The following is a 16,860-nucleotide window of genomic DNA, read 5'->3' as shown; positions in this document are numbered from 1 at the left end:
CCGCCTTACTGCAGGTAGGTGTCGTCCATGGGCGATATGACGCCCCAGATGCCGTCCGGCAGGCCGTGCACCTTCTTCAACGACAGGGTGTGGTACGGAATGACCGTGAGGAAGTCGATGGGCACATCGGCCGTGACCAGCCGCTGGAATTCCGCGTAGAGCGCGCGGCGTTTGTCGGCGTCGGTTTCGGTGCCGGCCTGCTCCAGCAGTTCGTCCACCTTGGGGTTGGAATAGGACTGCGTGTTGGTCCAGATGATGTCGCGGATGTTGCTGGACAGGTAGGTGCGGTGCACGCCGATCACCGGATCGCCCCAGTTGAAGACGATATCCGTGGTCATGTCGAAATCCTTGCCGGCGATGCGCTTGGCCCAGGTCGGGAAGTCCGGCGAGGCGCGCACCTGCACCGCGATGCCGACCTTCTTCAACTGGCTGCGCAGGTACTCCGCCACATTCTTGCCCTGCACGTCGGAGCCCGGCATGTAGTCCACCGTGAGCGACAGGCGTTCGCCCTTGGCATCCTTCTTGTAGCCCGCTTCTTCCAGCAGTTGCTCGGACTTCTTCAGGTCCAGCGGATACTTCGCCACGTCCTGGGTGGCAAACGGACTGGTGCCGATAATGGGGCCGTCGGCAGGCTTGGCGAAGCCGGCGTTCAGAGCCTTGGTGATGAAGCCCTTGTCGGTGGCATAGGCGATGGCCTGCCGCACCCGCACGTCGTTCAAGGGCTTGCGCGCCGTGTTGAAAGCCAGCCAGCTCAAGGCGCCTATGCCTTCATAGCCCTTGCTGGTCATGACGATGGCGGGATTGTCCTTGGCGCGCCGCAGGATGGTGGGCTCGGTCATGAAGGGCAATACGCCGATGTCGCCGCGCTCCAAGCCGATCAGCAGATTGGTGGCGTCGGGATTGATCTTCACCACGATCCGGTCCAGGTAGGGCTTGCCGGGCAGGAAGAATTTATCGAACTTCTCCAGCACGATCTCCTGGCCCGGCTTGAATTCCTTGAACTTGAACGGACCCGACCCAACCACGTCGGCCGAGTTGCGCGGATGGCTCTTGAGGTCCTGTCCATCGTCGTAGATGTGCTTGGGCAGCACCGGCATCAGGGCCGGCGACAGCGCCAGCAGAATGGCTGGATGCGGTTTGCTCATGCGCAGCACCACCGTGTAGGGATCCGGCGTGTCCACCGCTTCCACGGGTGCGAACATGGTCTGGAACGGATGGTTCTTCTTGACCGCCATGACCGAGAACGCCACGTCGGCCGAGGTCACCGGCTTGCCGTCGTGGAATACGGCGTCCTTACGCAGATGCAGCGTCAGGGACTTGCCGTCCGGCGCCAGTTCCCACGATTGCGCCAGATAGGGCTGCGGCTTCCAATCGGCGTCGTAGCGCAGCAGGCTGGCGAACAGCTGCGTGCTGGGCAAGGCGGTTGCAATGCCCGATTGCACCGCGCCGTTCAGATGGCGCGGCACCTGCGTTGAACCGATTACCAGCGTGCCGCCTGGTTTGGGCGCATCCGCGGCGCTGGCCCCGCCCGCCAGGGCCAGCGTCGTCAGTATCGTGGTCAGGCATTTTTTTACGCTGCGCATGTTCTACCCCTTTGTGTCCAGTGTCACGAACCATTCATCGGATGGTCTTGGGGGTAGCGTATCCAGCCAGCTGGTCCAGGCTTAGTACCAAACCGCCGGACTTTTTGGAGCCAGCCCCGCAGACGGACCGGATTCAACCGGCCAGCGCCCGCGCGTACAGCGAAGCGACCGCGCAGCTGTTGACGCGGGCCTGCATGGAATCGGAGCGGCTGGTCAGCAGCACCGGCACGCGCGTACCCAGCACCAGTCCGGCCGTACCCGCGCCGGCCAGCCAGGTCAGCTCCTTGTAGAGCATGTTGCCGGCCTCGATGTCGGGCACCAGCAGGATGTCGGCATCGCCCGCCACGCGCGACACGATGCCCTTCTGATCGGCCGCCTCCCGCGAGATGGCGTTGTCGAAGGCCAGCGGGCCGTCGATCTCGCCGCCGCGGATTTGCTGGCGGTCGGCCATCTTCGACAGGGCGGCCGCATCCAGCGTGGCGGGCATCGCAGGATTGACCGACTCGGTGGCGCACAGCACCGCGAGCTTGGGGCGGTCGACGCCCAGCGCGCGCGCCAGGTCGATGGCGTTCTGCGCGATGTCGGCCTTTTCCTGCAGGCTGGGTGCGATGTTGACCGCGGCATCGGTCAGGATGAAGAGCTTGGGATAGGCCGCTACCGCCATCACGAAGGCATGGCTGATGCGCCTGTCCGTGCGCAGGCCCGCGTCTCGCGCCACCACGGCCGACATGAAGTGGTCGGTATGCAAGCTTCCCTTCATCAACATGCGCACGGCTCCGTCGCGCGCCAGCGCGGCCGCGGCGCGCGCGGCCTGCACCTCGTCGTCGGGCGTGTCGACCACTTCCAGTTCGTCTGCGCGCAGCCCCAGATCCGCCATCAGGACGCGCAGCCTGCCGGCGGGGCCGACCAGCACGGGTTCGATGTAGCCCGCGTCGCGCGCCTGCACGGCCGCGCCCAGGCTGGTCGGACACAGCGGATACGCCACCGCGGTGCGCAAGCGTCCGGCCGACAGCGCGGCATTGCGCAGCGGCTCGAACAAGCGATCGCTTTCCATTTTGGTCTGCTCCTGCCGCGGAGATCCGCGGCGCCTGGCGAGAGAATTCCGGCGCGGCCGCCGCCGCGCCGGACGCACGCTATGCGATCAGCGCTTGGCGGGATCGATCGACAGCGGCACCTCGCCCGGATGGAACGGCTGGTTCACGTACTGCTTGTACTTGTCCAGGAAGCGCACCGGCTGCTTGAGCGCATCGCGGCGGAACGGGTCGCCCAGTTCCTGGCTGACCATCATCTCCAGCACGGTGGTCTTGCCTTCGGACTGCGCCTTGCATGCGGCCTGCAGGGCCGCGCCCACCTGATCGGCATGCTCCACCCGTATGCCTTCCGCGCCCATGGCCCGCGCCAGCTCCGAGAAGTTTGGATTCTTCAGGTTGCTGCCGACGAAGCGGCGACCATAGAAGTCCACCTGGTTCTTCTTTTCCGCGCCCCATTGGCCGTTATGGAAGACCACGGCCGTCACCGGTATCTTCTCGCGCACGCAGGTCAGCAATTCCTGGAAGCTCATGCACCAGGCCCCATCGCCGACATAGGCCACGGCGGGCCGGTCGGGCCGGCCAAGCTTGGCGCCGATCAACGCCGGCAAGGCGTAGCCGCAATTGCCAAAGCTCATGGCGGCCAGCATGGAGTTCGGTTCGTCAAAGCGCAGATAGCTGTTGGACACCGAGCAGATGTTGCCGATGTCGGTGGAGACCATCACGTGCTTGGGCATGGCGCGTTCCAGCTCGCGCAGCATGCGGCGCGGATGCATGCGGCCGCCGCCGTGCTCGATGATGTCCAGGCTCCAGTCGTCGCGTTCATGCGACCAGCTGTCCAGTTCCTTTTCCCATTCGGCCTTCTGCGCCGCGATCTGTTCGCCGCGGCCGCCCTTGGTGGCGGCGCAGGCGACCTCGCGTCCCCGCAGCTTGGCGGTCAACGCCGCCGCCGCCGGCTTGGCATCGCCGCAGATGCCGACCGACACCGGACGCACCAGGCCCAGCATGCGGTGGTCGGCGTCCACCTGAATGATGCGCGCGCCTTGCGGCCAGTAATCCAGCCCGTGCTGCGGCAAGGTGCCGAAGGGTCCCAGGCGCGTGCCCAGCGCCAGCACCACGTCGGCCTGCGACAACAGTTTCATGCCGGCCTTGGCGCCCTGGTAGCCCAGCGGGCCGCACCACAGCGGATGGCTGGCCGGGAAGGCGTCGTTGTGCAGATAGCTGGTGACCACTGGCGCGCCCAGCAGCTCGGCCAGGGCCACGCATTCCGCCTGGCCTTCCGAGAACAGCACCCCTCCGCCCGCCACGATGACGGGGAACTTGGCCTGCGCCAGCATTTGCGCCGCCGCCTCCAGGTCCTCTTCCGAACCCGGGCCGCGGCGGATGCGGCGCGGCTCCGGAATCGCCACATCGATCTCGCCGTAGAAATAATCGCGCGGGATGTTCAGCTGCGTGGGGCCGCGTTCGGCCAGCGCATTGTCGAAGGCCTTGGCCGTGAATTCGGCCATGCGGTCGGGCCGGTTCACGTGGGCCTGGTATTTGGTGATGCGCGAGAAGATCGGCAGCTGTTCGGTTTCCTGGAAGCCGCCCAGCCCCATGCCTGCGGTGCCGGTCTCGGGCGTGATGGCCACGACCGGGCTATGCGCCCAGTACGCCGCGGCCACGCCGGTCACGAAATTGGTGATGCCGGGGCCGTTTTGCGCAATGCAGACGCCGTGGCGGCCGGTGACGCGCGAATAACCGTCGGCCATGTGCGCGGCGCCCTGCTCGTGCACCGTCGGCACGAAGCGGATGCCGGCCGCCGGAAACAGGTCCAGCGCGTCCATGAAGGCCGAGCCGACGATGCCGAATACGTCCTTGACGCCCTGCGCGACCAGCGTTTCCACAAACGCTTCGCTGGGGGTCATGTGTTGCTTGCTGCTCATGGTCTCTCTCCTGGCAGGCCGGCGGTGTCGGATTGCATCTGGGCCGGCATGATCCGATACTGCAGCAGAAACCTGCCCGTTCCCAGCCCACGGCGTTTCATTTTCTGCAAAATCCGTGCGACGATGCGCGGCAAGCCGCCGAATCTTCAATTATTGAAAGATGAAAGACGAATCCTCCGCAGCGCTGCGCGCGCTGACCCTGCTGGAACAGGTTGCCCGCTCCGGGCAGCCGGTATCGCTGGCCGCGCTGACGGACGCCACCGGCCTGCCCAAGCCCTCCGTGCTGCGCATCCTGTCACGGCTGGTCGACGCCGGCATGTTGCTGCGCGAGCCCGCCGGCAAAAGTTACGTCAGCGGCCCGCGCCTGAGCGCGCTGGCGCGCGACACCCTGTTGAATTCGCCCTTGCGCGGCGAGCGCCACCGCATCCTGGACAGCCTGGTCGACGAAATCGGCGAAACCTGCAACTGCACCATGCTGGACGGTGACGAGGTCATCTACCTGGACCGCGTCGAAACCGCCTGGCCGCTGCGGGTGAACCTGCAATCGGGCTCGCGCGTCCCGCTGCATTGCTCGGCCAGCGGCAAGCTGTTCCTGGCGCACATGCGGCGCGAGGCGCGTCAGCGGCTGCTGGCCGCGGCGCCCTTGCCGCGCTACACGCCCAACACGCTGTGCGACGTGGCCGCTCTGGAGCAGGAACTGCGCACCATCAAGAAGGAAGGCGCGAGCTTCGACCGCGAGGAATTCCTGCTGGGTATCGTCTGCATGGCGGTGCCCATTCTGCATGGCACGCGCGCCATTGCCGCGGTCGCCCTGCACGCGCCCGTAGCCCGGTTGTCCATCGAAGGCGCGCGCGCCTGGCTGCCGCGCATGCAGGAGGCCGCCCGGGCGCTGGCCGGCACCTACGGGCCTGACGCCTAGCGGCCGGCGGCTCCCGCCCTCCCAGGGGCGCGTCTGGAACGCAATGTTCCGGCATTTGTTGCGAGGCCCATCGGCCACAGGCATTACACTCTTGGGCGTACGCGCGCATGCCGCCTTTTACGCTGCCGCCCCTTCCTTTTGCCGCCAGGCCGATGCCGGGCAGAAAGCGACTCTCTCTATCGTGACCGACACCTCCTTTACCTCCCTGCCCCTGCTGCCCGCCCTGCTCGACAACCTGAAGAGCCTGGGCTTCGAGCAGATGACACCCATCCAGGCCCAGAGCCTGCCGCTCATCCTGGAAGGCCGCGATCTCATTGCGCAGGCCAAGACCGGCAGCGGCAAGACCGCGGCCTTCGGCCTGGGCGTGCTGCAGAAGCTCGATCCCGCGCGGCTGACGCCGCAGGCGCTGCTGGTCTGCCCCACGCGTGAACTGGCGGACCAGGTCGCGCAGGAACTGCGCCGGCTGGCGCGCCAGATCGCCAACGTCAAGATCCTGACCCTGTGCGGCGGCGCCGCCGCCCGCCCCCAGGCCGAATCGCTGGCGCGCGGCGCGCACCTGGTGGTGGGCACGCCCGGGCGCATCCAGGACCACCTGGAGCGCGGCAGCCTGGACCTGTCGGGCCTGAACACCCTGGTGCTGGACGAGGCCGACCGCATGGTCGACATGGGCTTTTATGACGATATCGTGGCCATCGCCTCGCATTGCCCCAGCAAGCGCCAGACGCTGCTGTTCTCGGCCACGTATCCCGACAACATCCGCAAGCTCAGCGCCCGTTTCCTGCGCAATCCCGCCGAGGTCAAGGTCGAGGCGCAGCATGACGCCAGCCGCATCGAGCAGATCTTCTACGAAATCGACGAAAAGGACCGGCTCGACGCGGTGACGCGCCTGCTGGCGCACTTCCGCCCTGAATCCACGCTGGCCTTCTGCAACACCAAGATCCGCAGCCACGACCTGGTGGAACGGCTGCAGGCCGAGGGCATCAGCGCCCAGGCCCTGAACGGCGACCTGGAACAGCGCGAACGCGACGAAATCCTGATCCAGTTCGCCAACCGCAGCTGCGCCGTGCTGGTGGCCACCGACGTGGCCGCGCGCGGCCTGGACATCCAGAACCTGAGCGCCGTGATCAACGTCGACGTGACCAAGGACACCGAGGTCCACGTGCACCGCATCGGCCGCAGCGGCCGCGGCGACCAGAAGGGCCTGGCGCTGAGCCTGTGCTCGCCCGAGGAAATGCGCTGGGCCAACCTGATCGAGCAGTATCAGGGCGCACCGCTGGTATGGGGCGACATCAAGGCCTTGCGGCCCAAGGCGGATCGTCCCTTGCGCGCGCCCATGATCACCTTGTGCATCCAGGGCGGCAAGAAGGACAAGCTGCGCCCGGGCGACCTGCTGGGCGCGCTGACCGGCGACGGCGGCCTGACGTTCGAGCAGGTCGGCAAGATCAACATCACCGAATTCAACTCCTACGTGGCGCTGGACCGGCAGATCGCCAAGCAGGCGTTCTCGCGCCTGTCCAACAGCAATATCAAGGGCCGGCGCTTCCGCATGCGCTATCTGGAAGAGTTCTGAGCGTCTGCGGGTGACAAAAACTTGATGATTTTGCTCGGGTTTTGCAATAATGGCGCGGCCTGCCACCGCCGCCGCCCTACTCGCGATAGCCGGAGCGCGGAACCAAAGGCTCGCAACCTGTTCCAACGGCCGCAGTCCCCTTTCAACCAATAGATGAGAAACTCACCATGATCAAATCCGACGATACCGGCAAGCTGATCCTGCGCCTGACCCTCGGCATTCTGATTCTGCTGCATGGCCTGTTCAAACTGACCGGCGGCGGCGTCGGCGGCATCAGCGGCATGCTGTCCTCGCACGGCCTGCCGGGCTTCCTCGCCTATGGCGCGTACGTCGGCGAAATCCTGGCGCCCGTCCTGCTCATCGTCGGCATCTACACCCGCCTGGGCGGCTTGCTGATCGCGATCAACATGGTCGTCGCCATCCTGCTGGCCCACTCCGGCCAGATCAGCAGCATGACCAACAATGGCGGCTGGGCGCTGGAACTGCAAGGCATGTTCCTGTTCACCGGCCTGGCCATCGCCTTCATGGGCGCGGGCCGCTTCAGCCTGGCCGGCAACGGCGGCCGCTGGAACTAACAGCCGTAACACGGCGCTACGCGCTGACAGGGGGTCGCCGAGGCGGCCCCTTTTTTATGCGCGGACATTGATACGAACGAAATCGACAGTCACGCAGGCGCAAACATCCGTCACCGGAAAGCTGTTTCGGAACGATTACAGTCCAGAACCGTAAGGACTGGCCTGTGGCCTAATCCTGACGAGCGCAACAAAGGCGTGAGCCACGCCTGGCGCTCGGCAGGAGTCGCAAAATGAAGAAGAGTCTGTTGCTTATGCTGGCCATGACCAGCGCCTTGACCGGTTGCGTGGTCGTGCCCGCCAGGCCGGCGTATTACCGCCCGGCGCCGGTGTACTACACGCCGCATTACTACTACCCGGCGTACCCAGCCCCCCATTACTACTATCGTGGCTATTGATCCGCGCGCCCGTTGCGCCAAGGAAAAACCATGAATACCTGTTCCCGGATCCTGCGCCCGCGCCCTTTGGCCGCGGCTGTCCTGATCGCCGCCTGTGCCAGCGCGGCGGCCCAGACCTATGAGCCGCCGCCGGCGCCCGCCGCGCCCGTCTATGACGACGGCGATCCTGCCAACGCCAACCTGGCGCTGGTGGACCGCAGCCCCCAGCCGCCGCCGCCCCTGCCCGTCTATGTCCAGCCGCCGGCGCCCGCCGACGGCTATATGTGGGTGCCGGGCTACTGGAGCCTGAACCGCTACGGGTTTTTCTGGGTGCCCGGCGCATGGGTGCTCGCGCCCTATGCCGGCGCGCTCTGGACCCCCGGCTATTGGGGCTTCAGCAATGGCATCTACCTGTGGACCCCCGGTTATTGGGGCCCCCACGTGGGCTTCTATGGCGGAATCAACTACGGCTTCGGCTACAACGGCCTGGGCTATGTAGGCGGCTACTGGAAGCGCGACCGCTTCTACTACAACCGTTCCGTCACGAACGTGAACGTCACGCGCGTGACCAATGTCTATAACCACACCGTGGTCGTGAACAACGTGGACAACCGCCGCGTCAGCTACCACGGCGGCCCGTCGGGCATCCGGCGCGACGCGGACCCGCGCGAACTTGCCGCGCGCAAGGAACGCCATTCTCCGCAGACGGATATACAGCGCGGCTATGCGCGCGACGCGGGTAACAACCGGGCCCAGTTCTATGACCACAACAAGGGCCGGCCGCCCCAGGCCTACGTCGACCATCAATCCAATGGCCGGCCGCCCGAAGGCCAGCGTCCAGGCAATGGACGGGATGGACGCGACCGCGGCCCGGACAACGACGGGCGCGATAACCGCGGCGGTGCTGACCGGAACAACGCGGACCGCGGCGACATGCAGCGCGGACGCGATATGTCTGCCGGGCAGACAGGCCGCCCTCAGCAAGCACAGGGGCAACAGGCGCGCGAGCAACAGCAACGCGATCAGCAAGCCCAGCAACAGGCGCGTCAGCAACAGCAACGCGACCAGCAGGCTCAGCAGCAGGCGCGTCAGCAACAGCAACGCGACCAGCAGGCCCAGCAGCAGGAGCGCCAGCAACAGCAACGCGACCAACAGGCTCAGCAGCAAGCGCGTCAGCAACAGCAACGCGACCAGCAGGCCCAGCAGCAAGCGCGTCAGCAACAGCAACGCGACCAGCAGGCCCAGCAGCAGGAGCGCCAGCAACAGCAACGCGACCAACAGGCTCAGCAGCAAGCGCGTCAGCAGCAACAGCGTGACCAGCAGGCGCAGCAGCAAGCGCGTCAGCAACAGCAGCGCGACCAGCAGGCCCAGCAACAGGCGCGTCAGCAACAGCAGCGCGACCAGCAGGCTCAGCAACAGGCGCGTCAGCAGCAACAGCGCGACCAGCAGGCCCAGCAACAGGCGCGTCAGCAACAGCAGCGCGATCAACCGCGCGGAGACGGCAATGGCAACGGGAATGGCCGCGGCGGCTCCGGACGCGATTAGGATGGGCGACGCCGCGCCGCTTGCTGGACCCCCGCTTCCCGCGCGGCTACAGTAGACCAGTCGCCGCGCGGCCCCTGAGACTCCTGGAGATTCCGATGAAGCGCATTGCCCCCTGGTTACTCCTCTGCGGCCTGCTGGCCGGCCCGTCGGCCCAGGCCGCGCTGGACGTGGGCGCCCCCGCCCCGGATTTCAGCACCCAGGCCTCGCTGGGCGGCAAGGTCTACACGTTCTCGCTCGGCGAGGCCCTCAAGAAAGGGCCGGTGGTGCTGTACTTCTTCCCCGCCGCGTTCACCCAGGGCTGCACGATAGAGGCGCACAACTTCGCCGAAGCCACCGACGAGTACAAGTCCCTGGGCGCCACCGTCATCGGCGTGTCGACCGACAATATCGACACCTTGAACAAGTTCTCGGTCAGCGAATGCCGCGGCAAGTTCGCGGTGGCGGCCGACGGCGATGGCAAGATCATGAAGGCCTACGACGCGGTTCACGACAAGCGCCCCGAGTACGCGCAGCGCATCTCTTACGTGATCTCGCCGCAGGGCAAGATCCTGTATGAATACACCGACATGAATCCCGATTCCCACGTGGCCAATACCATGCGCGCCTTGCGCGACTGGAAGGCCAAGCAGTAGGCATTGCCGTCCAGGTTCGGCGCCATCCAGGACGGACTCGCCGCAAGCGCCGACCGCATGGAGCTGAGGTGTTCATGGCTGCGGCGGCGGCAGCAGAGCCGTACCCGAACTGAACGCGACGCGTATGGTCTTGCCCGCATCCGCCGCAATGGCCCTCGCGGTAAGCACGGCGGTGCCTGGAGAGACTGGCGCGCGCAGCTCCATCGTGGCAACGCCATAGTCGTCGGTGCTGCTGGTAGCCGAGAGCAGCGCCCCGAGGTTGGTCCGCCAGTTGACCGTGACGCCCGCGACCTCCAGATTGCCGTTGGCATCCTTGACGGTCGCCTTGAGGATCAGCTTCTCCTGGCCGTCGGCCCGAGCGGAGGTCTTGCTGCTGGCCAGGGAGGCGACGCGGGCGGTGATGGGATCCGCGGTCAAGGCCACGCGGAAGGTCCGGCCCGAATCGTCTGCACCCGTCTTGGCCGTCACCGTGGCGTACCCCGCAAGCTTTCCCGCCGTCAGCACGACAGTGGCCTCGCCCTGCGCGTTGGTTCTGGTGGATGACGCTTCCAGCGTGCCGAGATCGGTGCTCCAGTTGACCACATGACCTGCGCCTCCTGAACGGCCGTTACCGTCCAGCACCACCGCCGTGAAGACCACGGTGTCGCGAGCATTGGCTACGCGATGCTGGTCTTGCTGGCCGAGGCGCTGCCAACGCGGGTGCTGGGCGTAGCGGGCGCAAAGGTCACGCTGGCTACCCTGCCCGCGTCCCGCCCCGAGGCCGCGGCGGTGACATTTACGTTGCCGGCAGCCTTCGGCGCGGTCAGTACCATCGTGGCCTTGCCGCTGGCGTCGGGGCTGCTGACAGCATCGGCCAGCGTGCCGCCGGACGCGGTCCAGTTGACAACCATGTCGCCACCCATTGCATAGCCGTTACTGTTCCACCCAATCATCGGATTGCCGTATGCGTCCTGTACCGTGGCGGTAAAGCTCACCGTATCGGCGCCGTCGGCAACGCCGTTGGTCTTGCTTTGGGTGAGCGCGACCACGCGGGCGCTGGTGGGGTCGGCCTCGAAGAAGACGAGCGAGGTCTTGCCCGGATCCGCCGCTCCTGCCCGGGCCCTCGTCAAAACCCGAGCGGCGACCGTCGACACCAGCTTGACCTGGGCCTCGCCCTGGGCGTCGGTGACGCTCGTAGCACTATCCAGGCTGCCTATGCTGGCGGCCCAGTCGACGGTGGCCCCCGCCACGCGATTGCCCATGGCGTCTTTCACATAGGCCCAGAGGAAGACAGTGTCTGTACCGTTGGCCCGTACCGTCGTCCTATTGCTACTAATTGCCAAACTCACCACGCGCGCGCTGGAGGCATCGGCCACAAAGGCTATCGTGGCGGTCTGGCCCGCGTCGCCGCCCGCGGCCCGGGCGTTGACGCTCGCAGTGCCCACAGCAGTCGGCGCGGTCAATACAACCGAGGCTTGGCTGTGGGCGTCGGTCTTGCTGACCGTCGCAGCCAGCGTGCCCAGGCTGGCCCCCCAGTTGACCGCGACGCCAGCCCCCACCGGATTGCCCTTGGCGTCCGCAACCGTGGCCGTGAAGGTCACGGTATCCGTGCCATCGGCCAAGCCGCTCGTCTTGCTCGCCGCGACTGTCGCCACGCGGGCGGTCGACGCGTCCGCCATGAAGGTGACAGACACAACCTGCCCCGCATCGCCGCCCGCAGCCTTGGCGTTAACCGTCGCGACGCCCGTGGAAGTCGGCGCGATCAGAACGGCCGTGGTTTCGCTCTTGCTGTCGGTCGTGGTGGCCGCCGGGAGCTGGCCCAGACTTGTACTCCAGTTGACGGTAACACCTGCGCCGACCCGATTGCCTTGCTTGTCGACGACGACGGCCCGGAGGGTCACGGTATCGGCGCCGTTGGCCACCGCGTCGGTCTTGCTCGCGACCAGCTCGATGACGTGGGCGCTGGAGGCGTCAGCGATGAAATCGATGGCGGCGGTCTTGCCCGGATCTCCGCCGGCGCTCTTCGCCTGGCGGGCCGGCGCGCACTTGGCGGTGACAGTCGCCGCGCCGGTCGCGGTAGGCGCGGTCAGGACGACAGTGGCCTGACTGCTGGCATTGGTGATACTGGAAGCGCCTATCGTGCCCCGATCGGCGCTCCAATTGACCACGATGCCCGCCCCCACTGGATTGCCGCGGCCATCATCGATCGTGGCCGTGAGTGTGATGGTGTCGGTGCCGTTGGCCAGGCCGGTGATCTTGCTTGGGCTGAGTGCGGCCACGCGGGCCCTCAGTTCGTCTGCCGCGAAGACGGCCGAGGCGGTCTTGCCGGCATCGCCAGCCGCCGCCCGGGCAGTGACGGTCGCCGTGCCGGGAACGATAGGCGCGATCAGCAAGGCCGAAGCCTGGCCGCTGGCATTGGTGACGCTGGTAGCGGCAAGCGTCCCCAGGCTGGCGCTCCAGTTGACGGTGACGCCCGCCCCCACCGGATTGCCGCGGCCATCTTCGACCATGGCGGTGAAAACCACGGCATCCGCGCCATTGGCCGTGCCGCTGGCCTGGCTGGGCGTGAGCTGGACAACGCGCGCGGTCGCGGTGTCCGCGACGAAGGCAACCGCAGCGGTCTTGCCCGGGTCGCCGCTTGCGGCCCGGGCGGTGATCGTCGCCGCGCCAGCCGCGGTCGGCGCGGTCAGCACGACTGTGGCCTGGCTGCTCGCGTCGGTGTTGCTGGAAGCGGCGCCCAACATGCCCAGGCTGGCGCTCCAGTTGACGGCGATGCCCGCCCCTACCGGATTGCCGCGGCCATCCGCCACGGTGGCGGTAAAGGTCACCGTGTCCAGACCGTCGGCCAAGGCGGTAGTCTTGCTTGGCGTGAGCCGCAGCACCTGGGCCTCGGATGCATCGAGCAGGAAGGCAACGGACCCCGTCTTTCCCTGATCCTGGGAGCCGGCCTTGGCGGTGATGGCCGCAATGCCTGGAACGGTGGCGGACAGCAGTTCCGCCACGGCGATGCCGTTCGCGTCGGTATTGCTGCTGTTGCTGGAAAGCCGCCCGCCGGTGGCAGTCCAGCTCACCGCCACGCCCGCGCCTACCGCATTGCCCTTGCCGTCCTTGACCGTCGCCTTCAGTACCGTCTTGTCCCTGCCGTTTGCAAGAATGGACGCGGGTTCCGCAACGAGCTGCGCCACGCTGGCCGCGCTCGGCGCTTCAAGGAACTCCGCCTCGCTCCTGCCCTTGAACCCGTGCTCTTCCATCGCCTCGACCCCGATCATGCCCGCGGCAGTGCTGCTGACCAGGGCATACGCCATGCCATCGGCGTCGGTGCGGTCCGAGGACTCCTGGATCGTGCCTGGTCCCTGCACAGCCCATGTGACGATGCGCCCCGCCATGGGTTCGGCCTGAATGCCGCGAACCTGGGCCGTGAACCTGACGCTGTCGACGCCGTCCGCCATGGCGGCGGCCTTGGAGCGGACCACGCTGACGCTGAGCGGATTGACGCTGACATTCATGATGTTGGAACGGATCCTGCGGCCATGCGCATCGGTGGCGGACGCCATCAGCTGATAGCTGTTGACGCCGCCGCTGCGGTAGTCCGGCAGCGTCAGCGATGCGGATGCGCCGCCGCTGTATGGCATCGCAAACGGCGCCGCGGAACCGGACCATTCGATCCTGGGCGCGGCATCCGCGCCCGCCAGCGTTACCGGGAAACTGACGACCGTCTGCGGATACCCGGAAGCGGCCGCCGGCAACTGTATCGTCATGGGATCGTTCTTCTTGTATTCCAGGACGATTTCGTTGTTGCGTTCCACTAGATCCATGCGCATGCCGGCAAGCTTGCGGCTGCGCGCGACTTCGCCCGGCTGCAACTGCTTGGCCAATGGCACGCCGAGCGCGTACTTCAGGCCCAGCTTGAAGCTGGTGTCGGACTGCCCGCCCTGCCCCATGCGATGGTCCAGGCCCAGCGTGACCAGCGGCGCCGGCGTATAGGAAACGCCCAGGGTCCAGGCGCTGGGATTGCGTTGCCGGTTGCTGGCGCCGAACAGTCCGACCTCTTCGCCGTAGTACTTCTCGAACATCAGCTTGCCGCCCAGCTGCGGATACTGCGGCAGATAGCCTTCGGTCCGGATATCCCAGCCGCTGGCCGGACGTTCCTGATAGTCCCGCGCGTCGGGCGAACGCTTCCAGTCGCTCAGCCGGAAGTAGCCGTTCATGCTGAGCTTCAGATAGTCCGCCCACCATTCGCTACCCAGACCCAGCCGCCGGTGGCCGCGCGACACGTCCTGGTCCAGGAAGGCGTTGCCGCCGACCATGTAGCCGTCGCCGAAATGGCGGTAGCCCAGCCCGAGGTTGACCGTGGTCCGGTAGGACTCTTGCAGCAGGTTGGTCCGCCGCGCGCCGAACTGGGAAAAAATCAGACCCGTCCCAGAATCGTGGAGCGGGAACAGCATGTCGAGGCCTCCGCCGTGGAAGTTGCCCAACAGGTCCAGCCTGGCGGTGCCGAACTGGCCCAGCCAGCTTTCCGCAGCCTGCTTGGCTACGCCGACGGCCTTGCCGCTGGCCGTCGACCTGGCGTCCGCGCTGGCCATTTGATTGGGATTGGCGGGCAAGGGGCGCCCTTCCAGATCGGGCGCGGGCTCCATGCCTGCGGGAATCGGCGCGTTCGCTGCGGCCGCGCCTGGATCCTTCGCCCGATCCCCGTCCTGAACTGCAACGCTGGCGGATGCGGCGCGGCCTTCGGCGCCGGGGAACGGCTTGCGTTGTTCGCCGGCCAGCGGCGCGGTGCACCCCTGGAACAGCAGCAAACCGGAAAGCGCCGTGCAGAGCGCCTTTCTGACTTGGCGCGCAGCCGCTCTGCACCAAGCGTGTGCCTTGGATGGCTTCAGCATCGTCATGACCTTGTCTGATAGGAATCCCGCGGGCGGGCAATGCGCCAACCAGGCAGAGCCGCCAAACTACTGAAGTGCGGCATTGGCGGATTCGTTCTGAGTCATATGCAGGACGAAGTCCTGCCAGCGCTCAAAGCAATCACGCCCCGGGATTCTTGTTACTTAATAATGACAAAATATGACGACATGCTATTTATATAACTGTTGATATCAATATGTAATTTCTTTATTCCATAACAGAAAACCCGATGACTGCGCGCATGGCAGCATCGGGCGGACTCGTGTTGCAGAGTGATGGGGACGGCTCAGCCAAGGCTGAGCACGGGGTGCGCAGGCTGAGCCGGCCTTCCTAGTTGAACGGCCAGACCGGCGGATGCGTGCCGGGCGGGCTGGACAGACGCGTCCAACGGGCCGGCGTATCGGAGAACTGCGCGGCGTGGCGCAGCGCCACCAGCTCGCCAAAGCCAGAGGGCTCGGTTTCCAGCAGGCCTTCGAAACCTGGCATCGGACACGCCAAGCCGCCCTCGACGCGGCCCAGGCCGCGCAGCCAATGCGCGGTCTGCGCCAGCGACACGCGCACATGCCAGCTGCCGCCTTCGGTCGCTTGGCGCGCCAGCGCGGCTTGCGCGCCGAACGCCATCAGGTAGCCCGAGGCATGATCCAGGATCTGCATGGGCATGGGCTTGGGCGCGTCCTGGCCCGCGGCCTGCGCCTCCGCGTGGTTGAAGCCCGTGGCGGTCTGCACCAGGGAATCGAAGCCGCGGCGGCCAGCCCATGGGCCCTTGTCGCCATAGGCGGTCAAGGACACGTAGACAATGCCCGGACGCAGGCGCGCCGCGTCCTGCGGGCCGAAGCCCAGCGCGGCCAGGCCGCCAGGGCGGTAGCCCTGCACGAACACGTGCGCGCTGCGCAACAGGTTGCCCAGCGCGATGCGGCCGTCGGCCGTATCCAGATCGGCCAGCACCGACAACTTGCCGCGGCTGGTGTCGATGATGTTGTCGATGTTGGGCAGATGCGGGGAGTTGAGCAGCATCACGTCGGCGCCGTACGCCGCCAGCGCCCGTCCGCAGACCGGTCCGGCGATGATGCGGGTCAGGTCCAGCACGCGGATATCCTTGAGCGGCCGGGCGCCGTTGCCGTACTTGGGCAAGGGCCGCGGATCGGCTTCGCCGATGCGCTCGATGGTCAGCAGAGGCTGGGCGGCCACCGCCAGGGCTTGGGGATGGCGGTCCCATTCGTCGAAGCTGCGCATGGCAGCCACGGGCAGCCCCGCGTCGGCGGCCACCTGTTCGAAGTCCAAGGCCTTCCAGCGGCTCAAGGCGCGCTCGACCATGGCGCGGGTGGTGTCTTCGCCAGCCGGACAGCCCAGCAGCGCCAGCGCGCCATCGCGATGATGGGCGAAATTGGCGTGGATGCGGACCCAGCCCCCGTCTCCGCAGCGATACAGCCCGGTGATGGGGTCCCAGGGATTGGGCGTAATGCCGTTGATCGTGTAGTGGCTGCGGCATTCCTGCGCCGCGTGCAGCATGTCGACGGCGACCTGCTGCCTGGCGCCGCCGCGCAAATTCCAGATTTCCGCCGCGGCCAGCGCGGCCGCGGCCAGGCTGGTCTGCGCCGCGGCGCCGACGGCGAAGGACGATGGGACTACTGGATCGGCGCCAGTCAACACCACGTGCTCCAGCGATTCGTCGGGCAGATCCACCGAGCGCCAGAGCTTTTGCAAGACGTCGCGGGACGCGTTGCCTGCGGGTGTGCGGCCCCTCAGAAAAGACGGGCGTAGGTCCATCAGATTTCCCATAGCGTTCATCTTGCTCTAGTCGTTTATTTGAATTACATGGCGGGGTCCA

12 protein-coding genes are annotated in these 16,860 nt (G+C 66.6%); 6 read left to right on the top strand and 6 right to left on the bottom strand.

What is annotated here, in order from left to right; all coding sequences use genetic code 11:
* Positions 1–5: 5 nt before the first annotated feature.
* From ACM1PE_RS10545 to xsc, 3 genes are all read right to left on the bottom strand, one after another.
* A complete protein-coding gene (locus ACM1PE_RS10545; protein WP_251880428.1) occupies positions 6–1,583 on the bottom strand; it encodes an ABC transporter substrate-binding protein in 1,578 nt (525 codons plus the stop codon).
* Between the two features lie 133 nt (positions 1,584–1,716).
* A complete protein-coding gene (locus ACM1PE_RS10540; RefSeq protein ID WP_059379599.1) occupies positions 1,717–2,637 on the bottom strand; it encodes a bifunctional enoyl-CoA hydratase/phosphate acetyltransferase in 921 nt (306 codons plus the stop codon).
* Between the two features lie 87 nt (positions 2,638–2,724).
* The gene (gene xsc / locus ACM1PE_RS10535; RefSeq protein WP_118934378.1) at positions 2,725–4,536 is read right to left on the bottom strand and encodes a sulfoacetaldehyde acetyltransferase; all 1,812 of its coding nucleotides are present in this window, start codon (positions 4,534–4,536) and stop codon (positions 2,725–2,727) included.
* A 160-nt stretch (positions 4,537–4,696) separates the two neighbouring features.
* On the opposite strand from xsc, the gene ACM1PE_RS10530 reads away from it, so the two are divergent.
* The 6 genes from ACM1PE_RS10530 (at position 4,697) to ACM1PE_RS10505 (ending at position 10,151) form a co-directional block, all read left to right on the top strand.
* On the top strand, positions 4,697–5,455 hold the full coding sequence (locus ACM1PE_RS10530) for an IclR family transcriptional regulator (protein WP_059379597.1): 759 nt from the start codon (positions 4,697–4,699) through the stop codon (positions 5,453–5,455).
* Positions 5,456–5,636: 181 nt separating this feature from the next.
* Positions 5,637–7,025 (top strand): ATP-dependent RNA helicase DbpA, encoded by a 1,389-nt coding sequence (gene dbpA, locus ACM1PE_RS10525; RefSeq protein WP_419343224.1) that lies wholly within the window; start codon positions 5,637–5,639, stop codon positions 7,023–7,025.
* A 167-nt stretch (positions 7,026–7,192) separates the two neighbouring features.
* Positions 7,193–7,600 (top strand): DoxX family protein, encoded by a 408-nt coding sequence (locus ACM1PE_RS10520; protein WP_054456781.1) that lies wholly within the window; start codon positions 7,193–7,195, stop codon positions 7,598–7,600.
* Positions 7,601–7,830: 230 nt separating this feature from the next.
* Positions 7,831–7,995, top strand: coding sequence for a hypothetical protein (locus ACM1PE_RS10515; RefSeq protein WP_165867956.1), 165 nt, complete (start codon positions 7,831–7,833; stop codon positions 7,993–7,995).
* Between the two features lie 30 nt (positions 7,996–8,025).
* Entirely contained in the window at positions 8,026–9,519 is a 1,494-nt protein-coding gene (locus ACM1PE_RS10510) for an adenylate cyclase (RefSeq protein WP_419343223.1), read from the top strand.
* 95 nt (positions 9,520–9,614) lie between these two features.
* Positions 9,615–10,151 (top strand): peroxiredoxin, encoded by a 537-nt coding sequence (locus ACM1PE_RS10505; protein ID WP_059379595.1) that lies wholly within the window; start codon positions 9,615–9,617, stop codon positions 10,149–10,151.
* A gap of 72 nt (positions 10,152–10,223) precedes the next feature.
* On the opposite strand, the gene ACM1PE_RS10500 is transcribed toward ACM1PE_RS10505, so the two are convergent.
* The 3 genes from ACM1PE_RS10500 to ACM1PE_RS10490 form a co-directional block, all read right to left on the bottom strand.
* Positions 10,224–10,790 (bottom strand): Ig-like domain-containing protein, encoded by a 567-nt coding sequence (locus ACM1PE_RS10500; RefSeq protein WP_419343222.1) that lies wholly within the window; start codon positions 10,788–10,790, stop codon positions 10,224–10,226.
* Between the two features lie 17 nt (positions 10,791–10,807).
* Positions 10,808–14,929 (bottom strand): Ig-like domain-containing protein, encoded by a 4,122-nt coding sequence (locus ACM1PE_RS10495; RefSeq protein WP_419343221.1) that lies wholly within the window; start codon positions 14,927–14,929, stop codon positions 10,808–10,810.
* 433 nt (positions 14,930–15,362) lie between these two features.
* Entirely contained in the window at positions 15,363–16,811 is a 1,449-nt protein-coding gene (locus ACM1PE_RS10490) for a CoA transferase (RefSeq protein ID WP_419343827.1), read from the bottom strand.
* Positions 16,812–16,860 lie beyond the last annotated feature (49 nt).

The organism is Achromobacter sp. PD1 (genome assembly GCF_048541815.1).
Classification (GTDB): Bacteria; Pseudomonadota; Gammaproteobacteria; order Burkholderiales; family Burkholderiaceae_B; genus Achromobacter; species Achromobacter bronchisepticus_A.
This window is presented reverse-complemented; position numbering and strand designations above follow the sequence as displayed.

Coding starts and splice junctions, on each gene's coding strand:
- ACM1PE_RS10510 (WP_419343223.1), top strand. CDS start 8,026: ATGAATACCTGTTCCCGGATCCTGCGCCCGCGCCCTTTGGCCGCGGCT.
- ACM1PE_RS10520 (WP_054456781.1), top strand. CDS start 7,193: ATGATCAAATCCGACGATACCGGCAAGCTGATCCTGCGCCTGACCCTC.
- ACM1PE_RS10490 (WP_419343827.1), bottom strand. CDS start 16,811: ATGGGAAATCTGATGGACCTACGCCCGTCTTTTCTGAGGGGCCGCACA.
- xsc (WP_118934378.1), bottom strand. CDS start 4,536: ATGAGCAGCAAGCAACACATGACCCCCAGCGAAGCGTTTGTGGAAACG.
- ACM1PE_RS10545 (WP_251880428.1), bottom strand. CDS start 1,583: ATGCGCAGCGTAAAAAAATGCCTGACCACGATACTGACGACGCTGGCC.
- ACM1PE_RS10530 (WP_059379597.1), top strand. CDS start 4,697: ATGAAAGACGAATCCTCCGCAGCGCTGCGCGCGCTGACCCTGCTGGAA.
- ACM1PE_RS10505 (WP_059379595.1), top strand. CDS start 9,615: ATGAAGCGCATTGCCCCCTGGTTACTCCTCTGCGGCCTGCTGGCCGGC.
- ACM1PE_RS10515 (WP_165867956.1), top strand. CDS start 7,831: ATGAAGAAGAGTCTGTTGCTTATGCTGGCCATGACCAGCGCCTTGACC.
- ACM1PE_RS10540 (WP_059379599.1), bottom strand. CDS start 2,637: ATGGAAAGCGATCGCTTGTTCGAGCCGCTGCGCAATGCCGCGCTGTCG.